This is a genomic window from Marinomonas ushuaiensis DSM 15871 (assembly GCF_000521805.1).
GTDB lineage: Bacteria > Pseudomonadota > Gammaproteobacteria > Pseudomonadales > Marinomonadaceae > Marinomonas > Marinomonas ushuaiensis.
Window position 1 is genome coordinate 1 of sequence record NZ_JAMB01000001.1, and the last position, 24774, is coordinate 24774.

Consider the following 24774-nt stretch of genomic DNA (forward strand, 5'->3'; position numbering starts at 1 on the left):
TAAATGATAAAAAAACACTTTCTGGCCAATAAAGCATCAAAACAACCTAAAATAGGTCAGATAACAATCAACAATGGTTCTGACGGACATAAAAAAGCCCATTTTCCTATTGGAAAATGGGCTTTGAAAATAACCGTATAGATATTCTATTTTGCAGCTAACTCTCTGCGCCGTTTAATTTCATAAACAATCGCAATCAAAATAGTCACTGAGATCATAACCAACCCAAGTGCATTAACGGCAGGCGTCAAACCCGTTCGCACTTTTGAAGCGATATAAACAGTTAATGTTGTGTCATAACCTTTCACAAACAAAGTTGTGTTGTAGTTTTCAAACGATTGTAAGAAAGCAATGGCAGCGGCCGAAATAATAGCAGGCTTTAAATACGGAAGCAGAATACGACGAAATGCTTGCCACTGTGTTGCACCAAGGCTTAACGCTGCATTTTCTAAAGTCCGATCAAAGCGCTGCAATCGAGCCAACACCATAAGCATGACATAAGCAGTAATAAACGTTGTTTGAGCAACAACAGTCAAAAACACACCACCACTTACAGACAAACTACGCCAAAAAATCAAGGTAGAAATACCCACAATAACGCCCGGTGTAAGCAACGGAGACATCATCAAGGTATAGATGAATGTTTTACCTTTCCCTTGGTAAGTAGATAGCAATAAGGCACAACAAATACCAATTGGAACGGCAACGATTAACACGCCAGCGGCCACAATAATACTTGTCCATAACGCATCCCACATCGCACCATCTTGAGCTAGCGCTTCAAACCACTTGAGTGTTGCACCTTTCCATGGCGATACAGTAGGAAAACGACTGTCATTGAACGTCGCCAATCCCATGATAATAAGTGGCGTAAATAGGTATAAGAAGAAGATGCCGATATAAAAACGCACACCGAATCGCATAATGGTTTCAGACTTCATTTTGCAATATCCCCCAACCCAACTTTAAAGACACGCATTACCAAAGCAATAAAACCAATACACATAACCAAAAGTAAAAATGCGTAAGCCGCTCCTTGGTTCCAGTTACCGCCTTCAAAAAACCAATTATAAATAATCTGAGTGAACCATCGACTTCCTGGAGAACCCAACAATGCAGGAACCGCATAGCTACCCGCTGCCAACATGAAAGTCATAATACAACCTGTCGCGATACCAGGTTTAGCATGAGGAATAACAACTCGCCAATGAGTTCTAATCCAACCAGCACCTAAGTTGCGAGCCGCTTTAATCTGATTTGTATCTAAACTTTCAATGGCGTTATAAATTGGAAATATCATAAAAAGAATATAGGCGTATACCATACCGACTAACACACCACCATCACCCGATAAGAATCGAATTGGACGATCAATAAACCCCAAACCTAACAGCAAAGCGTTTAATGGCCCTTTGTAAGCCAAAATAATATACCAAGAGAAGGTGCGTAGAATCTCATTAATCCAAAAAGGAATAATTAACAACAACAAGCATAAAGCTGCTTTTTGTGGCGTTGCCACTTTCGCCAGATAAAACGCAATAGGGTAGCTAACCAATAATGTCAATGCCGTTACTAGAACACTCGACCAAAGGGTTTTGAAGAAGATGGATAAATGTATCTTGTTGTTAAATAACGTCTCATAGTTAACCAAAGAAAACGTATCTTTTGGCCCACCTATATCCGCAGGTAATAAATTCGGACGAAGTGAATAATCGATCATTAAGATCTGTGGCAAAATAACCAAGGCTATCAACCAAACCCCAACCATACCTACAATGCCAACGGCCAACCCACTACCAAAGCGTGACTTAAGCTGCTTAAACATGGCCCTCTCCAGCGATAACAATAGCATCTAGCTCGTTATAAGAAAGACTAACTGGCGCGCCTTTTTTCAACGAGTCAGAAAATTGATGCGTTCCAAGCTGGATAGACAAAGCCTGATTTGTAGGAGTATTTGCATTCAAGGTTAAATAAGCACCTTCAAAGTTTACTTCATCAATAGTCGCCTGCAATGTATGCATACCACCTTCAGATTGAAGTCTAAAATGCTCTGGACGAATAAACAGCGTCGCATCACTTCCAACCGCCAAGCTACCTTGAGAACGACCAGCCAGTTTACCTAAAGGACCACAATCCAAAACAACAAGGTTAGAATCTGCCGCTAACACTTTCCCTCGAATTCCATTATTTTCACCAACAAACGAAGCGACAAAAGGAGTCTGAGGATCACGATAAAGTGTAATCGGATCTGCAACTTGCTGAATCCGACCAGCAGACATAACGGCAACTCTATCCGACATAGTCAAAGCTTCGCCTTGATCATGAGTAATATAGATAAAAGTAATGCCCGTTTTACGCTGAATTTCTTTTAACTCAGTTCGCATATGTTGACGTAATTTCAAATCCAACGCAGATAATGGCTCATCAAGTAATAACACTTGTGGTTCAACCGCCAATGCTCGAGCAATGGCAATACGTTGTTTCTGCCCACCAGACAATTCTGAAATTTTCTTTGTACCGCTGTCTTCTAACGCTACAAGTTCAAGCAACCTATCCGACGCTTTCTTGCGCTCACTTTTCGAAACACCGCGAACCTCTAGGCCAAATTCAATATTTTCAGCCACTGTCATAAGAGGAAAAAGTGCGAGGTTTTGAAAAATCATCGACGTAGGACGTTTGTTAGCAGGAACGCCTTTCATGCTTTGCCCGCCAATTTTCACGTCTCCCTGGGTTGGATCTAAAAAACCACTGATCATGTTCAAAATCGTGGTTTTTCCGCAACCAGAAGGTCCTAGAAAACTAAAAAACTCACCAGATTCAATTTTCAAATCTGTTTTTTGTATTGCTGTAAAGTCACCAAATTGCATTACTGTGTTATCTAAATGAACACTACTATCCATATCTCTCTCGCTGATTATTTTTTCTAGATACAAGAAAGCCCCTTGTGAGTAAATCTCACAAGGGGCTTTACTAGGCCTTATGCAGACAAGTAACGATCTTGATATTCGTTACGTAATGCAACATACCAAGGTTCTTGAATTGGCCACCACCAAAGGTTGGCAAGATCTTCTTTGCTATAAGAGTCTTGGAAGAACTGTTTAGTTGCTTCTGGCAATAGTGCATCAGCACCTTTTGCCGTTGAGTTATAACCGGTCGCTTTTACGAACATTGCGCCAGCTTCTGGCGTGTAATACCAGTTAATGAACTCATAAACCGAATCAATGTTATTGGCATTTTTAGGAATAACAAAACCTTCCATCCAAGCCAACGCACCTTCTTTTGGTGCACCGTAAGCAATAGGTTCGCCTTCAGATTGCAGTTTAAACGCTGTGCTATCCCATGTTTGACCAATAACGGCACCATTTGCACGAAACGCGCCTTGTGCTTCATTTTCAGTTGACCAGAATTGAGCAAGTGAACTTTTGTGCTCTGATGCGACTTTCAAAATCACATCAAAGTTCGCACGCATTGCTTTTTCATTCTTATATGATTCAAGCAATGGGTAAGGTAATTTACCCGCTTTTTCTAACCATAAACCAATACCGACTAATGCAGAATGGCCACGAACCGTAACACCGCCCGCATTTTCTGGTTTCCAAAGATCTCCGTAACTCAAATTACTTGGGTCAACACTTGCGTCTTGCTTATGGTAAGCAATGGCCTCTGTTCCCCAATCTGATGGTGCAAAGTAACGTTTTCCGTTTACTATGCCACCAACATCTGAACCTGCTAGAGCGCTGTCTAAACAACCACTCCAATTAACGCGTTTTACGTCAAGTGGCTGAACTAGATCATAGTCCACATAACCAGGCACACGGTCAACGGTTGGCATGATAATGTCAAAACCCGTTCCATCGGTCGCACGTAGAGAGTTTAATAACTCATCATTTGTACCGTATGGCGTAAAGGTAGCATTTATACCTGTTTTCGCTTTAAAGTCTGACAACATTTCATCTGTAATGTAACCGGCCCACGCATAAATACGTAACTCTTTATTAGCCGCAACGGCTCTATTCATTGCGAATGGCGTTGCTGCAACAGCACCTGCTGCAGAAGCACCTTTAACAAATTGACGTCGTGAAAGGGTCATTTCTTAACTCCTTTAATTTATATGGTTGTTTGCGATTTTTTTATCTCAACGGCTTTATGCCTAAAAAACGTTTCTACTAAGCACTCACTTAATATGTTTTTACTCTATGACAAAATAATGACAAAAAAGTGACTGTGGCAGTTTTTTATAAATATTAAAACCGACAACTACACATGAATAATGTTGTTATTAGACAACAAAACCTCCCTGGTTATCAAATCAGCACTATTTCCAACGATCTAATTTATGTCACTTTTTTGTAACCTTATTGTATTAAGGTAATCCTCTTTAATAGTCGCTGTAAACAAATACCCTGAAAAAAGGTAGGTTTTTTAATTGAAGATTTCCCATGTTACCCGCACCACCACGGCCAGTTATCTCATCATTGCAACCATGTTGATTGTGCTACTTTTATGGAGCTTAATGAAATTCCGTAGTGCATTTGAACAAAACGATACCTACACGCTTGTCTGGGAATATTCATCAATCGACTTAAAACAACAAATCGAAAGTTATCTATCTTCTGGTGACGCATCAAGCTTACAAGCAACGGAAAAATTCATACAGGAAAGCATTCACCCAACTCTCAATACCTTACCTAACGACATTCAAGAACCCATTGCGGCGCAGCTCGCTTTGATTGAAAGAAGCCTCCGATCTGATATAAGAGCAGCAGGAAAATTATCAGGCAGCCCTTTCGCACTAATAGAAAATAATGAACGACAAACCCTATTGTCTCTCGATACGCTTGCGGATAAGGTTCAATTATTTCAATCGAAAAATGACCTAACTTCAACAATGCCCTATATTGCTATTCAGGGACTTTTATATGCTGATATAGCACACGTAAATAGTGCTAAAAACGACTATTTAACAAACAACACACAAGAAAACTATCAGCGCTTGAAACAAAGTATTGAGCTTTTTCAGTCTCATATAAAAAACCTAAACCTCCTTCCTGTATTAATACTAAATGAGGATGAGAAAACAAATAGCGCTAACGATTTATCATCATTAATGGGGTGGAGCTCTGAAGAAGAGACTCAAGAAGATATTGATCCTCTAGAAGAAACCAAAAGTGAATTACACACTTGGTCGAGTCGATATTTGAAAGATGTCGACTCTAGCCTTATCAATATACAGCAGGCTTTCGCTGCACAGGAAAAAATACGTTCACAGATAAGTCAATTGGAAGCAATTCTAAAAACAGGCACCAAAAATATTCAAGACAGCGCCAAGGCAACGCAACAGCAAACTCTTTTTGTCTTCTCAGGCTTCGTTATTTTGATGGTATTAACCACCATTTCTGTACATATATTTCAGAATAAAGTCGTGGTAAAAAGTGCTAGAGATTTATACTCTGCCGTTAGAAACTTAGTCGAGCATCAAGACATAAACGCTCTCGTTGTTAGTAAAAATAAAAACGAACTGTCTGATGTTGCTCGATATCTAAATCTTTATTTAAAGCAAATCGCAATACAACGCCAACAGAAAGACACCGAACTAAAGAACATTTCAACCTCTCTCAACGATATGCTAAATGCTTTTGAGCAGGTTCATAAACTCAGCATGACATCAAAGCAAGGTCTTGATGTTACTTTAGAGCTCTCAAACCAAGTTGAAACACTCGCCAACAAAGCAGAAGTGAGAGCTCAGGAAGTAGCCAGCTACGCAGCAGAAACAAACACGGCAATGACACACAGCGTTGACCAAGCAACCTCTTTGGCGTTAGCTAATCAAATGACTGTTGAACGTCTCAATAGCAGTAAAAGCGACTTAGATAACTTAGAGACTTCTGTATTGAGCGCCTCATCCATCGTTAGCGGTATTAAAGACATCTCTGAGCAAACAAATCTGTTAGCACTTAATGCCGCTATCGAAGCAGCTAGAGCTGGCGAGCATGGACGAGGCTTTGCCGTTGTTGCCTCAGAAGTACGGACACTTTCTAGCCGTACACAGCAAGCACTTGAAGAAATCACCGAAATCTTCTCACGCCTTACATCAGCCACCAGCAAACTAAAAACGAATTTAGATCTTATTGAGAATGCGTCCTCAGAACAAATTAGCTTAACGACAGCACTTGGAGAATCCGCTCAAGACATTCTCGAAAAATCTGAACGATCCAGTTATCTTGCGAAAAAAGCAACTGGCTACGCAGCAGAACAAAAGGTAGGTATGAGTAATTTAAATGCAGCAGTTATAAAAATAAGAGAACAAGCCAATGAATCAGAAACCTTTATGCTAAACGTTACCGACAACATTAAACAAAAGATCCAAGACATTACTTCAACATTAGGTATCAAGAAATAAACAAAACAAAAGCATAAAAAAATCCAGCCATAGCTGGATTTTTCATTCACTAACATCTCTATACGAAGCTTAGAACAAGACACGCGCCTTTACTGTGCCATCGACTTCTTTTACTTTCTCAAGTGCAAGCTCTGCATCGTCTGCGTCCACATCCATCACCATGTAACCCAGTTTCTCCGTGGTACGAAGATACTGACCTGTGATGTTAATATTATGCTCAGAAAAGATAGCATTGATTTTAGAAAGTACGCCTGGACGGTTTTCATGAATATGCAAGATGCGATGATTATCTGCTTGTGCAGGTAAGGCCACTTCAGGAAAGTTAACTGCAGCAATCGTTGTACCAACATCAGAGTATTTAATTAACTTTTCAGCCACTTCAACACCGATGTTTTCTTGAGCTTCCATTGTGCTACCGCCAACATGAGGCGTTAGAATCACATTATCTAGACCACGCAATGGTGATACGAATTCCTCGTCGTTACCTTTTGGCTCAACTGGGAACACATCTACTGCAGCACCACTCAAATCACCTGATTTAATGGCTTCTGCAACAGCATCCAAATCCGCAACCGTTCCACGAGAAGCATTAATAAAGATAGAACCCTTCTTCATTTGAGACACTTCTTTCGCACCAATCATCAACTTTGTTGAGTTAGTTTCAGGCACGTGCAAACTAATAATGTCACTAGTAGACAAAAGCTCTTTCAAACTTTTAATTTGGCGAGCGTTACCCAATGGCAACTTAGTAACGATATCGTAAAAACACACTTCCATGCCTAAAGATTCAGCCAAGACACTTAATTGCGTTCCGATACTACCGTAACCTATGATACCCAAACGCTTACCACGAGTTTCATAAGAACCCACTGCCGACTTAATCCAACCACCGCGATGACAAGCCGCATTTTTAGCAGGAATGCCACGAAGTAATAGAATCAATTGGCCAAGAACAAGTTCGGCCACACTGCGCGTATTTGAAAAAGGTGCATTAAATACCACAATGCCTTTCTCGCTTGCCGCATCAAGATCGACTTGGTTTGTACCAATGCAAAAACACCCAATGCTAACCAACTTATTGGCATGCTCTAATACTTTGGCTGTCAGCTGAGTACGAGATCGTATACCAACAAAATGCGCTTCCGAAATTTTCTCGATTAGCTCATCTTCTGCCAAGGCGGTTTTATGATATTCGATGTTGGTATAGCCGGCTTCATGCAACGCATCCAATGCAGATTGATGAACGCCTTCTAATAGCAAGATTTTGATTTTGTCTTTGTCTAGTGAGTTATTACTCATGGCTCGTTCGACTTCTCTATGGTGGTGGGGGGGAAATGATTCGGTTATGTTAACACAGAATAATCCGTAACCTAATGATCAGTACAGGAATGTCATTCATTATAAAGAGAACAAAACTCATAAAGCTTATTCTCTTTATACGTTTTCGACGCTTTCAATTAGAAGGTGGTTGTTCCCGTGATTTTTCTAGTCATTTTCTGGTCAAATAGACTGCGGTTTCCACGTGGTGCGTGTAAGGAAACTGATCAAACATGGCATAACGAATAACGTCATGCGTACTCGATAAGGCTTCTAAATTCGATTTTAGTGTTTCTGGATTACAGGAAATATAAAGAATAGAATCAATTTTTCGAACAAGTTCAACAGTTGCATCATCTAACCCTGCACGTGGAGGATCAACCAAAACAACTGAAGGGGATAATTCATTTACACCCGCTTGGATAAGCGTTTTTGGCAGCTCAACATCGCCGTTCAGTGCGGCAGATACATCTTCACTGGCCATTTTAACCACTTGAACATTCTGCATACCATTAATTGCAATATTAAGCTGTGCAGAATTAACGGACACTTTCGAAATTTCCGTCGCAACCACTCGCTCAAAACGTCGTGCTAATGGAATTGAGAAGTTACCATTACCACAGTACATTTCCAATAAATCACCGGATGCATTTTTTGTTACATCAAGCGCCCATTCCAACATTTTTTCACTGATCCCCGCATTCGGTTGAGTAAAACTATTTTCCACCTGTTGGTAATGAAATTTCTCACCGTGAACGGTAAGTGTTTCCATTACAAAATCACGCGTCAAAATCTGCTTCTTCTTACGACTTCTACCGATAAAATGACAAGCAGGAAAAGCGGCGTCTAATAGATGTGCTGCTGTATTCCATTCTTCATCGATTGGTTTGTGATAAAGCAGACTAATGAGCGCTTCACCTGTGGTAGTGGTGAGGAAGTCCACTTGAAAAAGCTTGTAACGCAATACGGGGACATCACGAACTGCGTCAATCAGCTTTGGCATTAGTTCATTAATAAGGCGTGAGGCAGCAAGAAATTGGTCTGTCCGGATCGGAGTACGAGGATCAGCAGAGTCAAACATTGCATAGTATAAATCATCGCCATCGTGCCAAATCCGAAACTCAGCTCGCATACGATAATGGGATGGCTCACTTGCGTACACCTCGATTTCAGGCAATGACAAGGTTGCCATTAATTCTGCCAAATTAGCCTGCTTTTCTTGCAGTTGCTCTTCGTACATTTCTGGTTGGATTTGATCCGGTCTCATGACTCATTCTCTTGGAAGCGATAGGAACTAATAATCTTAGAGCGCGGCATTATACGAGTTCCCTCTTCACAAATCTAATCGCACTAATCTATTGGCGCACTGATTTAATGTAAATACTCTGGGCCTAATAGAATCGCAATAGATAAAGTAAGCGAGGCCTCACCATCGTAATCGTTTTCCGTTTCATGGGTGAACTGTGGTTTTATCTGACCAATCAACCAATCTTTGTAAAGCAAACGTTCATACAAAAAGTTATATAAAAAACTGTCTGGTTGAATGTCACTTTTTCCGGACTGCAAAAAACTTAACTGATAACTCATCCTGTTTTTTTCATTAACAGCATGGCGAATGAAAAAGTTCTCTCTTACGTAGAACAACCCTTCTTTATCGAGCCAAGTAACGCCAAAGTCAGTGCTGTACTGTAGCGACGGGCTTTGTTTATAACCAAGCCCAATACCGTATCTGGCACCAACGCCATCAGAATAATAAGCAAAAACCTCCTGTTTTTGCCACCACTCCAAAACATTTACATCATTACCTTGCGTGAAACGCAAACGTAAAAAAGGGTCCAAAGGGAAATCGATACGCACACCGGCATCAAAATCAGCACCCATATCTGCTCGAGCAAAACGTACCGCTGCAGAGAAGCTGGAGCTTAAAGCCGAATTAATCACATTATTTTTTTGTGAAGATTCACCTAGCTCACTTTCAGGTACTAAAGAATCACCATTCGACTCAATGACCAGTCTTAAGCGATCTTGTGTATTTGGCAATTTCAGCTGAGCATTTAAATCAAAAAAACCTGAGCTGGACTCTTCACCGAAAATTGGGCCAAAACGGATCTCAACCTGGCTTTCCGACATAATGCTACTCGGGTGCCCAGATAAAAAAGTGTCGATATTACCTGACCAGCTACCAATAGTTTTAGAGACCGTTTCATGGGTCGCGTGCCACCAAGACTGCTCTTTATCACCCTCTTCCAGAGCCTCACTCTTCATATCTTCTGCAGAATAAGAACATAAGGGCCATATTGACATCGCTACATAAGCAACGGCTAGACAGCCCCTCCTCCATGACATTTTTTATTGGCCTTTAATCATTTTCTGAATCATAAGCGAGGAGTTCTCAGCAGCGACTTTAAGGTATTCTTCAAAACTTTGAGGGGATTCTTTGCCTGCTACATCAGATAATGAACGAACGACAACAAAAGGTGTGCCGAATTTAAAACAAACCTGAGCCACAGCAGCCGCTTCCATTTCAACAGCAATCAAAGACGGAAATATCGTACGCACAGCATCAACTCGAACTGGGTCATTCATAAAGCTGTCACCCGTTCCAATCAAGCCTACTTTGGCCTGAACATTTGCCACCGCTTGCACCGCAAGTTGCGCTTGATTAACGAGGTTTTCATCTGCGGCATAAGTCGCTGGCATGCTTGGCACTTGCCCCATAACATAACCGAACGCAGTGACATCAACATCATGATGAACCACTTGATCAGAAATCACTACGTCACCTACTTGTAAATCAGGGTCAAACCCACCAGCTGAGCCAATATTAATAACATATTCAGGTTTAAATTGAGAAAGCAGCAATGTGGTAGAAACAGCAGCATTCACTTTGCCAATTCCCGATTTCAACAATACAACGTCTTTGCCTTCGAATTGCCCTATAAAAAAATCGCAGCCTGCAACACTCTCTTCACGGACATCTTTCATCCATGCTTTGATAACAGCCACTTCTTCATCCATGGCCCCAATCAATCCAATAACACTCATTCTCTACTCCTATTTATTTGTCTTAATTATTAACTTTGCTGCATGACACCCTGAGTAAATAATCGTATTTGTCCACCAGAATAGGGTTTCTTCATTTCAAACAAGACAACATTATCCGGCATTTCAGGCCAGCTTTGTAGCGAAAAGAACTGTATTTCAGGAAACTTAGAATGAATGGTTTTCAAAAAAACGGATGATTGAGGCTCCAATAACACCACAACCGCATCCGCATGATAGGCCAACACCGCACGATAGTTTGATAGATCCGTTAACCATTGCGCAGACAACCCATAATGATTTAATTCGGTATACCAGATGGCTTTGGCAACACGACTCCCTCCAACCATAATCCATGAACGTCCTTTATCGGTAGATCGAATCGGATCGATTCCTTCCAATTCAAAAGCCTTTACCAATGATTGATGTAAATTATAATCGAATGGGCATCCATGTAATGTAAAAACGTGAGGGTCAACTTCTTCAAGAGGTATACTATTTAGCCACAAAATAGGGAGCGTAACACGGTTGTATTTTAGCCTCAGCGCGCCAGTCATTTCAGACTGAACATCAACACCTTTATCGCATCCAATCAATACCGCATCAAATTTTACAACCGTATTAAACTGAGTAAAAAAGCTGTCGACCGACACATATTCTTCGACTTTTAGACCTAACCGAATTAATGACGACTTAATTGCATTCGAATTGGGATAATCATTTGCCACCCACGCAACAACTCGCCCCGGAGACAATGTCACCAATTCAGCCTCTGTCTCTATTTTCTGAGTCAGAAAGTTAAGTTTCAAGGCGTTATTTCGCAATGTTTTCTGTTCACCACCAAGATGATCCATTAGCATTTTAATCATCCAGAAAAACAATGGTCGAGACGTCATATCATGTGTCGCGATTAATTCCAGTTCATTTTGCTTAAATCGAATCGTTAGCCTACGTTCAGCCATATCGTTCGACATCACCATCATAAACAGCACACGCATTAGGCTTCTAAAGCTCGCATCGACTTCAATGACGGCTTCACCGTCAATGAGTGAGCAATCTAATAACGCCCTATTTGCCTCAACGCCCATTAGCGACATAACACGAGCACTCTCTTCACACAGCACTTCCCCCAATGGCGTATAAGACACTTTAGTTTCTGCCTGGCTGATATCATCGAGAGTAGATATTAATAAGGATATCCAACCTTGAAACTGCTGAGTGGTAATATGCTGAGGTAAGGAAGATAAGTAAGAAAACTCACTCAATAGCGCTTTAGTATCTACCTGCCTTTGTGCGGATGAGGCTAACGGTTGCAGCTGTTCCAGCTGCCATAACAAACTAGTTTCTTGAGTCATGTTTCGACCCACTAACAATAGTCCACGATAAGAGCTTTCATTCTTAAATGAATAAGCCTGCCATTTGTAAATACGCCCTAAATTCGCAATAGTGAGTTCGAATGTAATACCTACACCGCCTTTTAATGCCTCCTTAATTGCTCGATGGCAAGATATAGGCATAAAATCAAACACTGTCCGAGCTTTCTCTGATTCCGGAAAAAGTACCTTCGCTTCCGCATTAATTATTTCCACTTCGGTTACTTCACTGCAGAAAATAATCGCACTGTGTATGGATTCCGTTAAAAGTTTAAATCTATGATCTTTCGCTTCAATTAATGCTCTATATTGGCTGTTTTGTAACTGTATTGGCTGCAATTCACTGAAAGGCGAAAAGTACTCTTCACTGGAACGAACGATTACCCTAAGTGGAGAAAACACCAATTGATCGATTAAATAAACCAGCAAAAAATGAAAACACAACAAAACACCACCTATTGCTACAAGCAAAGGAATTGCATTTATTAGTGTCGTGGAAAATGGTGTATTTTCTTGGATAATCTCTAACTCTAAATCCGCCTGTATTGGAAACTTTAAAGGTAAGCGAGAGACCAATGACTGCTTAGATAAATCGATACCTGTTTCATATTCTTCGAGCAAAATATTATTAGGCCCGTTACCATAAATACGCACACCGTTCACTGGTGTGCTTTCAAGTAACTCGCTTGCCAATGTCAAATTGTCATTTAATGAAATAAAGCCATATAAAAAACCAATATTATCTCGTTCTTCTGAGATCATTTTTTTCTTATACATCAATAGAATAGAATCATCTTGTGTAACAAAAAACACCCACCTATTGATCAGCCCTTTTTGCAACACGGAATCAAGATCAACCTCAGTAAACAAACGAGCTCGAGGATCCATAGATCGCTCCCCATTGCCCCACTCAATATAAAAGAAGTCTAATCCGCCAAAAAACAATACTTCGTGATGGCTAAATAACAAATCCAATTCACGACCTTCTTCATACTGACTAAAAGATAAGCGCTGCCCAATAAAGTTAATTTCGCCTTCCGCACGAGCCAAGTAATTATTAAATGCCTGCTCGGCCACCTGATGCCTCAACGCTAAATTCTTTTCGGCAGCAGATTTATTCAAAGAATCAATAAAATACAGTGTCGTCAATCCAATAATTAAAAAAGCCACTCCAATTAAAAGTGATACTCTCTGCCATAAACGGTGACGTAAGCTAATCGTTATTTTTGCCATAAATCCACCGAGTAATGATAAGCTTGCTCTACCATCAAAAATACACTTTCGTAACCTAACTCTGTGGATATTAAATTGGAATTAGCAACATAAAGATTTGGCATATTTTTCCCTTCAAGATCCAGTTTAATAGCCTCAGCCACAGCAATAGACAAATCATCCATCATAAACAATACGCTCACTTTTACTCGTGACTGTTCTGGCTCCGCTAACCCATCAGAAAACAGACCCCAAGCATTCGTTTGCACATTATGGGCTGCATTTTTTTCCTTTAACGCACCCACAACACCAGCAGAAATATTCTGAGAACAACTGAAAATAAAATCGGTTGGATTCTCTTTAATTAAAATGCGTGCACTATCGAATGCATCTTGCCTATTATCAGACACCTCTCGAATGCGGCTAACATGCCGACCATAACGCATCATTTCATCTAAAAATAAATCACAACGAGCATGCCCAAGATAACCAGCAGGTAACACTAAAGCCGATATACTTGAACCTGGTAGCAGTTGACGATCAAGATAACTTGCGAGCGCCTTAGTTGCCTTTTTTTGATCAAAACCGATATACATCAATGGAGGATGGTGTATCCAATGAATAAATGGCGAGGCAAAATCATACAAAATCACTTTGCTTTTATTTGAGCGTAAGAAACGTTCTAAAAATCGACGTTGCACAGCGCCCATCTTCGTCATGACAATATAATCAGGTTGATCCCTTTCCATTTTTTGAAAAGGCTTTAAATTGCGACCGTATTCAGCGTCATCAATATAAATATCTAATCGATAATCAATCGCCAGCTCTCGCATACGCCTTTTGAATGACAATAGAAGCGATTTATTTTCTAATGAGTCAACATCACCAAACAATAGCATGGCGACCCGAATCTGCTCTTTCTGAGCGATACTAATTGGTTTGGGAAGAGAATTTACCACCGAAGTAAACTGTTCAGCTAAAGGACCTTGCTTTGGTATGGCCTGATAAAAGTCACGACTTTCCATAACATCCAACATGATGTTCGCAGATTGCCCTGAAGGCACAAAGCCCCCTAAAACCATCAACAAAATAAAAGCACGCACTCTTCGCATTAGCTAGACCCGATTAAAATCATTAGAACCATCATTCTAACCAAATTAACGAACTTTCGTGACTACAGAAACTAGAAAATACAGGTAAGTACAAAAATGAAAGGACAATTGGAAAATAAAACAGAGATTTTGATATGACTAAAGCAGAAATAAGACATAAAAAAAGCCGACATAAAGTCAGCTTTTTTTAAATTTGGTGCGGAAGGAGAGACTCGAACTCTCACGCCGTGAAGCACTGGAACCTAAATCCAGCGTGTCTACCAATTCCACCACTCCCGCAAGGAATGGCGAGCATTATAGGTAAATGAATTTTACGGTCAATAGTTTTTTTGAAAAATCTTCAAAAAAACTTAAAAACACTGTCATTTACCCACTTTCTCACCTAATCCATAAAACGCTTCAACAAATTCAACGATACTTTTTAAAAAGTACGCCCATTGTTGTACTCACCACGCTCATAACGCACAGCCATTTCTTCCAGATCCATAGTATGAATGCGAGAAGCCTGACCCGCAGATCCAAACGCTTCATAACGATCAATACAAACCGCTTTCATCGCCTTAATACTCTCGGTTAAGTACTTACGTGGATCAAAGTTACCTTTGTGCTCAGCCAAGCTACGACGAATCGCACCTGTTGCAGCCAAACGTAAATCTGTATCAATGTTTACCTTACGCACACCATAACGAATTGCCTTCACAATTTCGTCAACAGGCACACCGTAGGTTTCTGGAATTTCACCACCAAACTCATTAATAATTTCTAACCAGTCTTGCGGCACAGAAGAAGAGCCATGCAATACAATATGTGTGTTAGGTAGTAATTCAACAATTTTGGCAATACGTTCGATATCAAGAATGTCGCCAGTAGGTGGTCGAGTAAACTTATATGCGCCATGACTTGTACCTATGGCAACCGCCAACGCATCAATACCTGTCGCATTAACAAAATCTACCGCCTCTTTAGGATCGGTCAGCATTTGATCCATCGTCAAAACACCTTCAGCGCCCACACCATCTTCTTCACCAGCTTCGCCAGTTTCTAGCGAGCCTAAAACGCCCAACTCACCTTCTACAGATACGCCACAAGCGTGTGCGAACTCAACCGTACGGCGAGTCACATCAACATTGTAATCATAGCTTGCTGGTGTCTTACCATCGGCTTGCAAAGAACCATCCATCATCACAGATGAAAAGCCCAATTGAATAGAACGCTGACAAATCGCAGGTGATGTGCCGTGATCCTGATGCATTACAACAGGGATATGAGGGTAATCCTCAATAGCGGCTGCAATCAAATGACGTAGAAAATGGGAGCCTGCATACTGACGCGCTCCCGCTGATGCTTGCATGATTACAGGTGAATTTACTTCGTGAGCGGCCTCCATGATGGCCTTAACCTGTTCCATGTTATTAACATTGAAGGCTGGTAAACCATAACTGTGCTCGGCAGCATGATCTAGCAGTTGACGCATACTAATTAAAGGCATACAAGGTTTCCTCTGACAATTGGTCTTATATTGTATTTATAACGGATAAAGTTAGGGTGTTTAGCTAACGCTCCGATTATTTATTCACGACATCGCTTCACAGCACATCATGAGGCTTACGCCTTATTGTTATTGTCATATTCGATCTTAACGCCGAATAGGTCACTCTCTAGTGTGATGATCACCGAGCATCGCTTAATATCTTTTTAAAATTAAGCGATGCCAGCGAAGTAGGCTTTACGCCTTTATAATTTTAAATGATCTTTTGTCATTCTTTGATACTAATTTTGCGCGCGTGACTCTAACATCGCAACAGCTGGAAGCACTTTTCCTTCAACAAACTCTAAAAAAGCACCGCCGCCAGTCGAAATATAAGAGATTTTGTCTGCTAAACCGTACTTATCAATTGCAGCCAAGGTATCACCACCACCAGCAACAGAGAACGCATCACTATCAGCAATAGCTTGAGCGACGACCTCTGTTCCTTTAGAAAAATTATCAAATTCAAAAACGCCACATGGACCATTCCATAAAATGGTTTTCGCATTCTTTAAAATATCAGCAAGCGCTTGAGCAGAATCTGGACCTAAATCCATGATCTCTTCATGGTCTGCTACCTGATCAACAGGTTTAATCGTTGCAACGGCTGTATCCGAAAATTCCGTTCCCACGCGCACATCAGTAACTTCTGGAATATCTAAATCCGCCATCAGTTTTTGTGCTTGTGGAATTAAATCTTTCTCATACAAAGACTTGCCTACATTGTAACCACGAGCCGCAACAAAGGTATTTGAAATGCCGCCACCAACAATCAGTTGATCACACAGCTTAGACAAAGACTCTAGAACCGTTAGTTTTGTCGATACTTTTGAACCACCAACAACAGCGACCAAAGGACGAGCCGGATTATCAAGCGCTTTACCTAATGCCTCTAGCTCTGCTGATAACAACGGGCCAGCACAAGCAACAGGTGCGAATTTTGCTACACCATGAGTCGAAGCGTGTGCACGGTGTGCGGTACCAAAGGCATCCATCACATACACATCACACAAAGCGGCCATTTTTTGAGACAAGGCTTCGTCGTCTTTCTTTTCGCCGATGTTGAAACGCACATTCTCAACCAAAACAAGCTGACCCGCTTCAACATCAACACCGTCTAACCAGTCTTTTACCAAAGGAACATCTTGACCCAACAAACTAGACAGATGTGTTGCCACTGGCTGAAGTGAATATTCTTCCTCGTATTGACCTTCTGTTGGACGGCCAAGATGAGACATTACCATCACTTTTGCACCAGCCGCTAAAGCCAGTTTGATGGTTGGTAATGCTGCGCGAATACGTACATCACTTGTGATCTTACCGTCTTTCAATGGCACATTTAAATCTTCACGAATTAATACGCGCTTATTTGCCAAATCCACATCTTTCATCTTAATTACAGTCATGTACGATGTCCTCGTCATTTAATTTTTTATATTGTAATACAAATACTAGCATTTAATCACATTGGCCCAATACTTAGCCACGTCCAACATGCGATTAGCGTAACCCCATTCATTATCAAACCAGCAAAGTAGTTTAACCATGCGCTTATCTATCACTTGCGTTTGCGTACTATCAATAATGACAGAGCGCGGGTCATGATTGAAATCAACCGAAGCATGTGCTTCTTTGGTAAACCCCATTAAACCAAGATATTTTGTGTTAGCAGCAAGCTCTAGCTGTGCGTTTATTTGCTCTACTGTCACGTCTTGCTCTGTACGCAAAACCAAATCGATAACAGAGACATTTAAAGTAGGAACTCGAACTGCATTACAACCCATTTTCCCGTCAAGCTCAGGCATCATACGCGTGATACCTCTTGCCAAACCAGTATCCACAGGAATGATTGAACTCAACGCAGCGCGAGTTAAACGCAAATCTTTTGTGTGATAACCATCAATAACAGGCTGATCATTCATCGCAGAATGGATGGTTTGAGTGGCGCCATGTGCCACGCCAGCAAATTGCTTAATAATATCCAAAACTGGAATCAGGCAATTTGTCGTGCAAGAGGCAGCAGAAACAATATCATGGCTCAACTGTATTTCTTCGTGATTAAAACCATATACAATCGTCGCATCAACATCCGATGCAGCAGGTTGAGAAAGTAAAATCCTAGGCACACCCGCATTCAAATAGGCCTGAGCACCCTCTCGATCAGAAAAGCTTCCAGAACACTCAAATACCATATCTATATCAAGAGATGACCACTCTAGCCCTTCAGGTTTAGCACAAGAAAAACAAGTAACCACATCATCGCCAATCAGAAGAGTATTACCTTTTGTCAATACAGGCTTAGGAAAGCGACCATGCGTTGTGTCATAGCGCGTTAGATAACTGATTGTCTCAATATCAGACAACTCATTGATTGCCACCACTTGAATGTGGTCGCGGTAGCCGTTTTCATAAAGTGCTCTTAATACCGAACGCCCTATTCGACCATAACCATTAATAGCGACTCGCAACATAGACCTACTACTTCATCGCAACGAAAACCGACAACATCGCTTTTCATTTCACTTTTCAAAAAGGAAAAAGAGGCGTACAAAATACCGCCTCTTTTTCTTATTGACCATTTATCTTAAATGGCTAAAACTTTATCAGCTGTCTCAACAACATTCTCGACCGTAAAGCCAAAATGTTTTAGTAAATCACCGCCAGGAGCAGATTCACCAAAGGTTGTCATGGCAACCATAGCGCCATTAAAGCCTACATATTTATACCAGTAATCTGCATGTGCTGCTTCTATCGCGACACGCTTAGTAACAGAGCTTGGCAATACCGATTCTTTATACGCTGCATCTTGAGCGTCAAAGACATTGGTCGATGGCATAGAAACCACACGAACATTTTTGCCCTTAGCAGTTAATGCTTCTGCTGACGCCATAGCCAAACCAACTTCGGAACCCGTTGCCAACAAAATAAGATCTGGTGTGCCAGGGCAATCCTGAAGAACGTAACCACCTTTCGTCACATTGGCTAATTGCTCAGCACTACGTGCTTGTGCAGGCAAACCTTGACGAGAGAAAATCAACGATGTTGGACCGTCACGACGCTCTACTGCTGATTTCCAAGCAACCGCACTTTCCGCTGCATCGCATGGACGCCATACAACCATATTCGGCGTCATACGTAAGTTAGCTAATTGCTCAACTGGTTGATGCGTCGGGCCGTCTTCGCCTTGACCAATAGAATCATGGGTATATACGAAAATGTTCTGTATTCCCATTAGAGCGGACATACGAACTGCATTACGCGCGTATTCCATAAACATCATGAAGGTCGCACCGTAGTTGATGAAACCACCATGCAAAGACACGCCATTCATAATACCACTCATGCCAAACTCACGAACACCGTAGTAAATGTAGTTACCAGCAGGATCTTCTTGAATACCTTTTGAGCCAGACCATAACGTCAGGTTAGAACCGGCTAAGTCGGCAGAGCCACCCAATAATTCTGGCAACATAGCACCAAATACACCAATCGCATTTTGTGATGCTTTACGGCTGGCTATATTTTCGCCTTTGTCTTGGCTCTCTTGGATGAAAGCTTGAGCTTTCGCTTCAAAATCAGCAGGTAGTTCGCCTTTTACCACTCGACGTTCAAATTCTGCAGCCAATTCTGGGAAAGCGGCTTGATAAGCTTTGAATTTCGCATCCCACTCAACTTCGCGAGTTGCACCATTATCTTTAGCATCCCAACCAGCATAAATATCAGCAGGAATTTCGAAAGGTGCATGTGGCCACTCAAGGAATTCACGAGCGGCTGCGATTTCTGCATCACCCAATGGAGCACCGTGACAATCGTGGCTGCCAGATTTATTTGGCGAACCAAAACCAATAATCGTTTTACAGCAAATTAATGTTGGTTTGTTTGTTTCTGCTTTTGCTGCTTCGATTGCCGCTTTAATCGCCACTGGATCATGACCATCAACGTCAGCGATCACATGCCAACCGTAAGATTCAAAACGCTTAGGTGTGTCGTCAGTAAACCAGCCTTCAACATGACCATCGATAGAAATACCGTTGTCATCCCAGAACGCAACCAATTTACCAAGACCCAATGTCCCAGCTAATGAACAGGCTTCATGGGAAATACCTTCCATCAAACAACCATCACCAAGGAAGCAATAAGTATTGTGATCAACAACGTCATGGCCTTCACGGTTAAACTGTGCGGCCAATGTTTTTTCAGCAATCGCCATACCGACCGCATTACTGATACCTGCACCTAGAGGGCCTGTTGTTGTTTCAACGCCATCGGTATAACCATACTCTGGGTGGCCTGGTGTTTTAGAGTGCAGTTGACGGAATTGCTTTATTTCTTCGATTGGCAGTTTATAACCAGACAGATGCAACAAAGAATAGATAAGCATAGAGCCATGACCGTTTGACAAAACAAAACGGTCGCGATCTACCCATTTTGAATTCTTTGGATTGTGCTTAAGGAAATCATTCCATAGCACTTCAGCGATATCCGCCATACCCATTGGTGCGCCTGGGTGTCCTGAGTTAGCTTTTTGTACGGCATCCATACTCAATGCGCGTATGGCGTTAGCAAGTTGTTTACGAGACGGCATGGTTATTCCACTCCTGATGGCTTAACGAACAAATAGAAAGAACATTCTCTACAGGATAGAGCCACCATGCAATGCTGGCACCACCGTTATGCCCAAACAATGAGCAAAGAAAATGAAATGACATAAAATCTGCACCATCGTAACAAAAAAACCGCCTTTTGCCTCATTAAAATCCACATCTCTGGTTGATATTTAACCCGCTCTAGTTCATCATTCGCCACTTAACAGCGTCGATTTGTCTCGGCTTGCGGGCGCTATATAAACTCAGCTAAACAGATGCGCAAGAACCTGTTTAGCATTTTTATGCAAAACAGGTTTTTTTATGCCTGTTTAGCGACTAACTCAGCTAAAGAGGAACACTCCTTATGTCCGAATATTCTTTATTTACTTCTGAATCTGTTTCAGAAGGCCATCCAGATAAAATTGCAGACCAAGTCTCTGACGCCATTCTTGATGCGATCCTTGCAGAAGACCCAGAAGCACGAGTTGCTTGTGAAACCATGGTCAAAACAGGCATGGTTCTGGTTGCAGGTGAAGTTCGTACAAACGCTTGGGTCGATATTGAAGAAATTGCTCGCGGTGTGATTCGTGAAATTGGCTACAACAGTTCAGACATGGGCTTCGACTGGGAATCCTGCGCCGTTATGAATGCCATCGGCAAACAATCTGCAGACATCGCAGTGGGTGTTGACGAAGCCAACGAAAAAGAGCTTGGTGCCGGCGACCAAGGTTTGATGTTTGGTTTTGCGACTAACGAAACCGATGTATTAATGCCTGCACCTATTACTTACGCTCATCGCCTAGTGCAACGCCAAGCCGAAGTTCGTAAAAATGGCACACTTGGTTTTCTTCGCCCGGATGCAAAAAGCCAAGTCACTTTCCGCTATGATGAAAACGGAAAGCCATGCGCAATTGATGCTGTCGTTTTATCAACACAACACAGCGCGGCCGTAAAACAAGCAGATCTTCGTGAAGCTGTAATGGAAGAAATCATCAAGCCTGTTCTTCCTGCAGAATGGTTATCAAAAGAAACCAAATACTTCATCAACCCAACAGGGCAGTTCATCATTGGCGGACCTGTTGGAGACTGTGGTTTAACTGGCCGTAAAATCATCGTTGATACTTACGGTGGTATGGCTCGTCACGGTGGCGGCGCCTTCTCTGGTAAAGATCCATCAAAGGTAGACCGTTCTGCTGCTTACGCAGGTCGCTATGTCGCGAAGAACATTGTTGCAGCCGGTTTAGCGGACAAATGTGAGATCCAAATTTCCTACGCGATCGGTGTGGCTGAGCCAACGTCTATCAGTATCAATACGTTTGGCACAGGCAAAGTAAGTGATGCAGTCATAAGCCAGCTTGTTCGTGAGCACTTTGAATTGCGCCCAGCAGGCCTTATTAAAATGTTGGATCTGAAGCGTCCAATTTACTTACCAACCGCCGCATATGGTCACTTTGGTCGTGAAGGTGAAAACTTTACTTGGGAAAGAACAGACAAAGTTGACGCCTTGCGCAAAGCCGCTGGTTTATAATTTCCTAGTTTTCAGATATAAAGCCTTCTTTTGCCTTACTTTTTTAATAGAATGTAAGAGCTAAAGAAGGCTTTTTCATTTCTATTTTTCAAACACAGGACAAGGTATGCGTATCCCACGAGTTTTTATCGACACTGAACTTAATGAAAATACTGTCATTGCCTTACCTGATTCCACGTTTCAGCATCTATGTAAAGTACTGCGTCTAAGGTCTGATCACCCTCTTCGAGTATTTAACGGTAAAGGTGGTCAATTTCACGCAACCTTATGTGATGTAGAAAAACGCTCAGCAAACATTTCCATTACTCAATGCGAACCTCTTAATAATGAATCGCCCATTCAAGTTACTATAGGGCAAACTCTGTCCCGCGGTGAGCGTATGGACTACGCGATCCAAAAAGCCGTGGAAGCGGGTGTTTATGCGATACAACCGCTATTCAGCGAACGGTGTGAAGTGAAGCTGCAAAATGATAGAGTTGAAAAACGCTTACAACATTGGCAACAAATCGCCATTAGCGCTGCAGAACAATGCGGAAGAGGCATTATACCTATAGTCCATCCACCGAAAGAATTGCATAATTGGGTCGGAGAATGTAACGAAATGTTAAAATTCACCTTACATCACCATAGCGCAAAACCTATTGCTAATTTTGCACGCCCCTCCGGTAATCAGATATGTCTGCTGATAGGTCCAGAAGGTGGGCTCACCGAGAACGAAGTGCAACTCGCTGAAAAAAAAGGATTTAATGCTATTACTCTTGGTCCACGAGTCCTCAGAACAGAGACGGCTCCGGTTGTTGCATTAAGTGTCATTAATACTTTATGGGGCGACATTTCATAAATTTTCATACGATAAATCAAATAATAAGTGACTAACAGAATCACTACATATTCAGATTAAGAATGGGCTTATTATTAAACTAGTATAAAATTAAGGATAAATAATCACATGCTTAACAAAATCGCTTTAACTTGCATAAGCTATATAAGTGCTATTTTTTTATCGGCTAGCGTACACGCAATAACGCTAGAAGAAGCCACTTATACAGCAATAGAAAACAGCCCGGAAGTAAGGCAGGCCATTGCATTATATCGAGAAATTAAAGAAAGCGCTGACGCAGCACGCCGTTCAGGCTATTACCCAAGCATTGACCTTTCCGCAGGAATAGGTCACGAAACAACCTACGATTATAATTCAACGTCGCAAGACGTCGACCTGACTCGTCGAGAGCTAACCTTAGCTTTAAATCAGCCTATCTTTGGCGGCTTTTCAACAGAAAACGAAGTGAAAAGATTGCTTAGTGAAGCAGAGGCTGACCGCTGGAGCGCACTTATTTCTGTAGAAAATACTGCTCTAGAAGTTGCTCAAGTTTATGCTGACATTTTGCGTTACCGGGAGCTTGTCACCCTTGCTGAGATGAATTTAGAAGCACATCAGCGTTTTTATGGGCAAATAAAACTAAAAAGCGATTCAGGCATTGGTCGCCAATCTGATCTAAGCCAAATTACAGCCCGCCTTGCCAAAGCGCACGCAAACCATTTGGCAGCCATTAACAATTTACTTGACGCTGAAAGTAGCTACAAAAACATTGTTGGTGAACTTCCTCCTGAAGAACTTATTTACCCAGTACCCGATCGCAACTTACTCCCAGCAGATTTAGAAACCGCGATTAGCGACTCTCTAAGACAAAACCCTGCGATTGAGGGCGCTTACTGGGACATTATTGCGACAGAAAGCAGTACAAAATTAATAGAGGCGGAAAAGTATCCAACCGTTAACTTTGTACTAGAACGTACATGGAACAACAACATAGACGGTGATGAAGGGTCTAGTGAAGATCTTCTTGCCATGGTACGACTGAACTACAATATCTACAGTGGTGGTTCTTATAAAAACAACAAAGAAGCCGCTGTTCAGCAAAACATCCAAGCAACTGAAATTCGTCGTAATACAATCAGAGATACAGAACTTACTGCTCGCTTAGCATGGGCAGCCTATGAAGCCACAACAGGTCAGAAAAAACACATTCAACAATATGTCATAGCGACAAAAGAGTCTCAACTCGCTTATGAAAAACAATTTCGCTTAGGCCGTCGAACCTTGTTGGACTTACTCGATAGTGAAAACGAACTTTTCCAAGCTCGCCAAGATTACGTTAATGCCGACTACGATGGGCTTTTTTCAGAGTTTCGTTTGTTTAATGCAAAAGGTGAGTTGATGCGCGCATTCCGTATTTATCGCCCTCAATTACTTGGATTCAATGACTCATACGATGAAAAAAATGCACCTTCAATAGAAAAGCAAAGCGCTATTAATGAACTACAAGAAGCGGAAGCAGCGTCTCAGCTAAATACTGATACCGATGTTCAAGCAATACCTGAAAACACAGGAAGTGATTTAGAAAGTGAACTATTCCTAGAAGCAAATGAAAACTCTGGTAGCTGGTAAGTAACGACTCTAGGTTCTCTCAGGCAAAGATTGATTAATCGTAACAACACAATAAAAACGATGAATTAATCTTTTGCCAAATTGTTAAAAGCTTCGTATTTCGAATGATAACTCTCAACTCAATATTTAAGTTTCCCTCTTACAATGTCCAATTCACATTTCCTAGCATAAGTATCTGCACAAGATAGGTATTTTTCCTTCTCAGCGCGCCCATATTTCTATAGCAT

General features: G+C 41.5%; 18 protein-coding genes and 1 tRNA gene. 4 read left to right on the forward strand and 15 right to left on the reverse strand.

Annotated features, from left to right (window positions below; all coding sequences use genetic code 11):
- Nucleotides 1–146: 146 nt before the first annotated feature.
- The 4 genes from MUS1_RS00005 to MUS1_RS00020 form a co-directional block, all read right to left on the reverse strand.
- Nucleotides 147–941: an ABC transporter permease gene (locus tag MUS1_RS00005; RefSeq protein ID WP_036157324.1), complete on the reverse strand. Its 795-nt coding sequence runs from the start codon at nt 939–941 to the stop codon at nt 147–149.
- A complete protein-coding gene (locus MUS1_RS00010) occupies nt 938–1825 on the reverse strand; it encodes an ABC transporter permease (protein WP_036157329.1) in 888 nt (295 codons plus the stop codon). The genes MUS1_RS00005 and MUS1_RS00010 overlap by 4 nt, the downstream gene beginning before the upstream one ends.
- Nucleotides 1818–2900: an ABC transporter ATP-binding protein gene (locus tag MUS1_RS00015; RefSeq protein ID WP_036158987.1), complete on the reverse strand. Its 1083-nt coding sequence runs from the start codon at nt 2898–2900 to the stop codon at nt 1818–1820. The genes MUS1_RS00010 and MUS1_RS00015 overlap by 8 nt, the downstream gene beginning before the upstream one ends.
- Before the next feature lie 77 nt (nt 2901–2977).
- Entirely contained in the window at nt 2978–4090 is a 1113-nt protein-coding gene (locus MUS1_RS00020) for an extracellular solute-binding protein (RefSeq protein ID WP_036157333.1), read from the reverse strand.
- A gap of 336 nt (nt 4091–4426) precedes the next feature.
- Here MUS1_RS00020 and MUS1_RS00025 point away from each other — a divergent pair, with 336 nt between their 5' ends.
- Nucleotides 4427–6400, forward strand: coding sequence for a methyl-accepting chemotaxis protein (locus tag MUS1_RS00025; protein WP_245595695.1), 1974 nt, complete (start codon nt 4427–4429; stop codon nt 6398–6400).
- Between the two features lie 69 nt (nt 6401–6469).
- On the opposite strand, the gene serA is transcribed toward MUS1_RS00025, so the two are convergent.
- The 11 genes from serA to tkt all read right to left on the reverse strand — a co-directional run bounded on the left by serA (nt 6470) and on the right by tkt (nt 20569).
- Nucleotides 6470–7699, reverse strand: coding sequence for a phosphoglycerate dehydrogenase (gene serA / locus MUS1_RS00030; RefSeq protein ID WP_036157336.1), 1230 nt, complete (start codon nt 7697–7699; stop codon nt 6470–6472).
- A 190-nt stretch (nt 7700–7889) separates the two neighbouring features.
- Complete coding sequence (gene trmA / locus MUS1_RS00035) at nt 7890–8984, reverse strand: tRNA (uridine(54)-C5)-methyltransferase TrmA (RefSeq protein WP_036157339.1); 1095 nt, start codon at nt 8982–8984, stop codon at nt 7890–7892.
- A gap of 104 nt (nt 8985–9088) precedes the next feature.
- Complete coding sequence (locus MUS1_RS00040) at nt 9089–10021, reverse strand: hypothetical protein (RefSeq protein WP_245595696.1); 933 nt, start codon at nt 10019–10021, stop codon at nt 9089–9091.
- Nucleotides 10022–10066: 45 nt separating this feature from the next.
- Complete coding sequence (mtnN, locus tag MUS1_RS00045; RefSeq protein WP_036157346.1) at nt 10067–10762, reverse strand: 5'-methylthioadenosine/S-adenosylhomocysteine nucleosidase; 696 nt, start codon at nt 10760–10762, stop codon at nt 10067–10069.
- Nucleotides 10763–10791: 29 nt separating this feature from the next.
- Nucleotides 10792–13365 (reverse strand): hypothetical protein, encoded by a 2574-nt coding sequence (locus tag MUS1_RS00050; protein ID WP_036157349.1) that lies wholly within the window; start codon nt 13363–13365, stop codon nt 10792–10794.
- The gene (locus tag MUS1_RS00055; RefSeq protein ID WP_245595697.1) at nt 13353–14408 is read right to left on the reverse strand and encodes a type 1 periplasmic-binding domain-containing protein; all 1056 of its coding nucleotides are present in this window, start codon (nt 14406–14408) and stop codon (nt 13353–13355) included. The genes MUS1_RS00050 and MUS1_RS00055 overlap by 13 nt, the downstream gene beginning before the upstream one ends.
- A 242-nt stretch (nt 14409–14650) precedes the next feature.
- A tRNA-Leu gene (locus MUS1_RS00060) sits at nt 14651–14735 on the reverse strand.
- Nucleotides 14736–14877: 142 nt separating this feature from the next.
- Complete coding sequence (gene fba, locus MUS1_RS00065; protein WP_036157356.1) at nt 14878–15945, reverse strand: class II fructose-bisphosphate aldolase; 1068 nt, start codon at nt 15943–15945, stop codon at nt 14878–14880.
- Nucleotides 15946–16226: 281 nt separating this feature from the next.
- A complete protein-coding gene (locus MUS1_RS00070) occupies nt 16227–17390 on the reverse strand; it encodes a phosphoglycerate kinase (RefSeq protein WP_036157359.1) in 1164 nt (387 codons plus the stop codon).
- A 45-nt stretch (nt 17391–17435) separates the two neighbouring features.
- Nucleotides 17436–18455 (reverse strand): type I glyceraldehyde-3-phosphate dehydrogenase, encoded by a 1020-nt coding sequence (locus MUS1_RS00075; RefSeq protein WP_036157362.1) that lies wholly within the window; start codon nt 18453–18455, stop codon nt 17436–17438.
- A gap of 113 nt (nt 18456–18568) precedes the next feature.
- Nucleotides 18569–20569, reverse strand: coding sequence for a transketolase (gene tkt / locus MUS1_RS00080; RefSeq protein WP_036157367.1), 2001 nt, complete (start codon nt 20567–20569; stop codon nt 18569–18571).
- Nucleotides 20570–20934: 365 nt separating this feature from the next.
- Here tkt and metK point away from each other — a divergent pair, with 365 nt between their 5' ends.
- The 3 genes from metK (at nt 20935) to MUS1_RS00095 (ending at nt 24547) form a co-directional block, all read left to right on the forward strand.
- A complete protein-coding gene (gene metK, locus MUS1_RS00085; protein WP_036157370.1) occupies nt 20935–22098 on the forward strand; it encodes a methionine adenosyltransferase in 1164 nt (387 codons plus the stop codon).
- Between the two features lie 106 nt (nt 22099–22204).
- Nucleotides 22205–22939, forward strand: coding sequence for a 16S rRNA (uracil(1498)-N(3))-methyltransferase (locus MUS1_RS00090; RefSeq protein ID WP_036157373.1), 735 nt, complete (start codon nt 22205–22207; stop codon nt 22937–22939).
- 108 nt (nt 22940–23047) lie between these two features.
- Complete coding sequence (locus MUS1_RS00095) at nt 23048–24547, forward strand: TolC family outer membrane protein (RefSeq protein WP_036157376.1); 1500 nt, start codon at nt 23048–23050, stop codon at nt 24545–24547.
- The last annotated feature ends 227 nt before the right edge of the window (nt 24548–24774 follow it).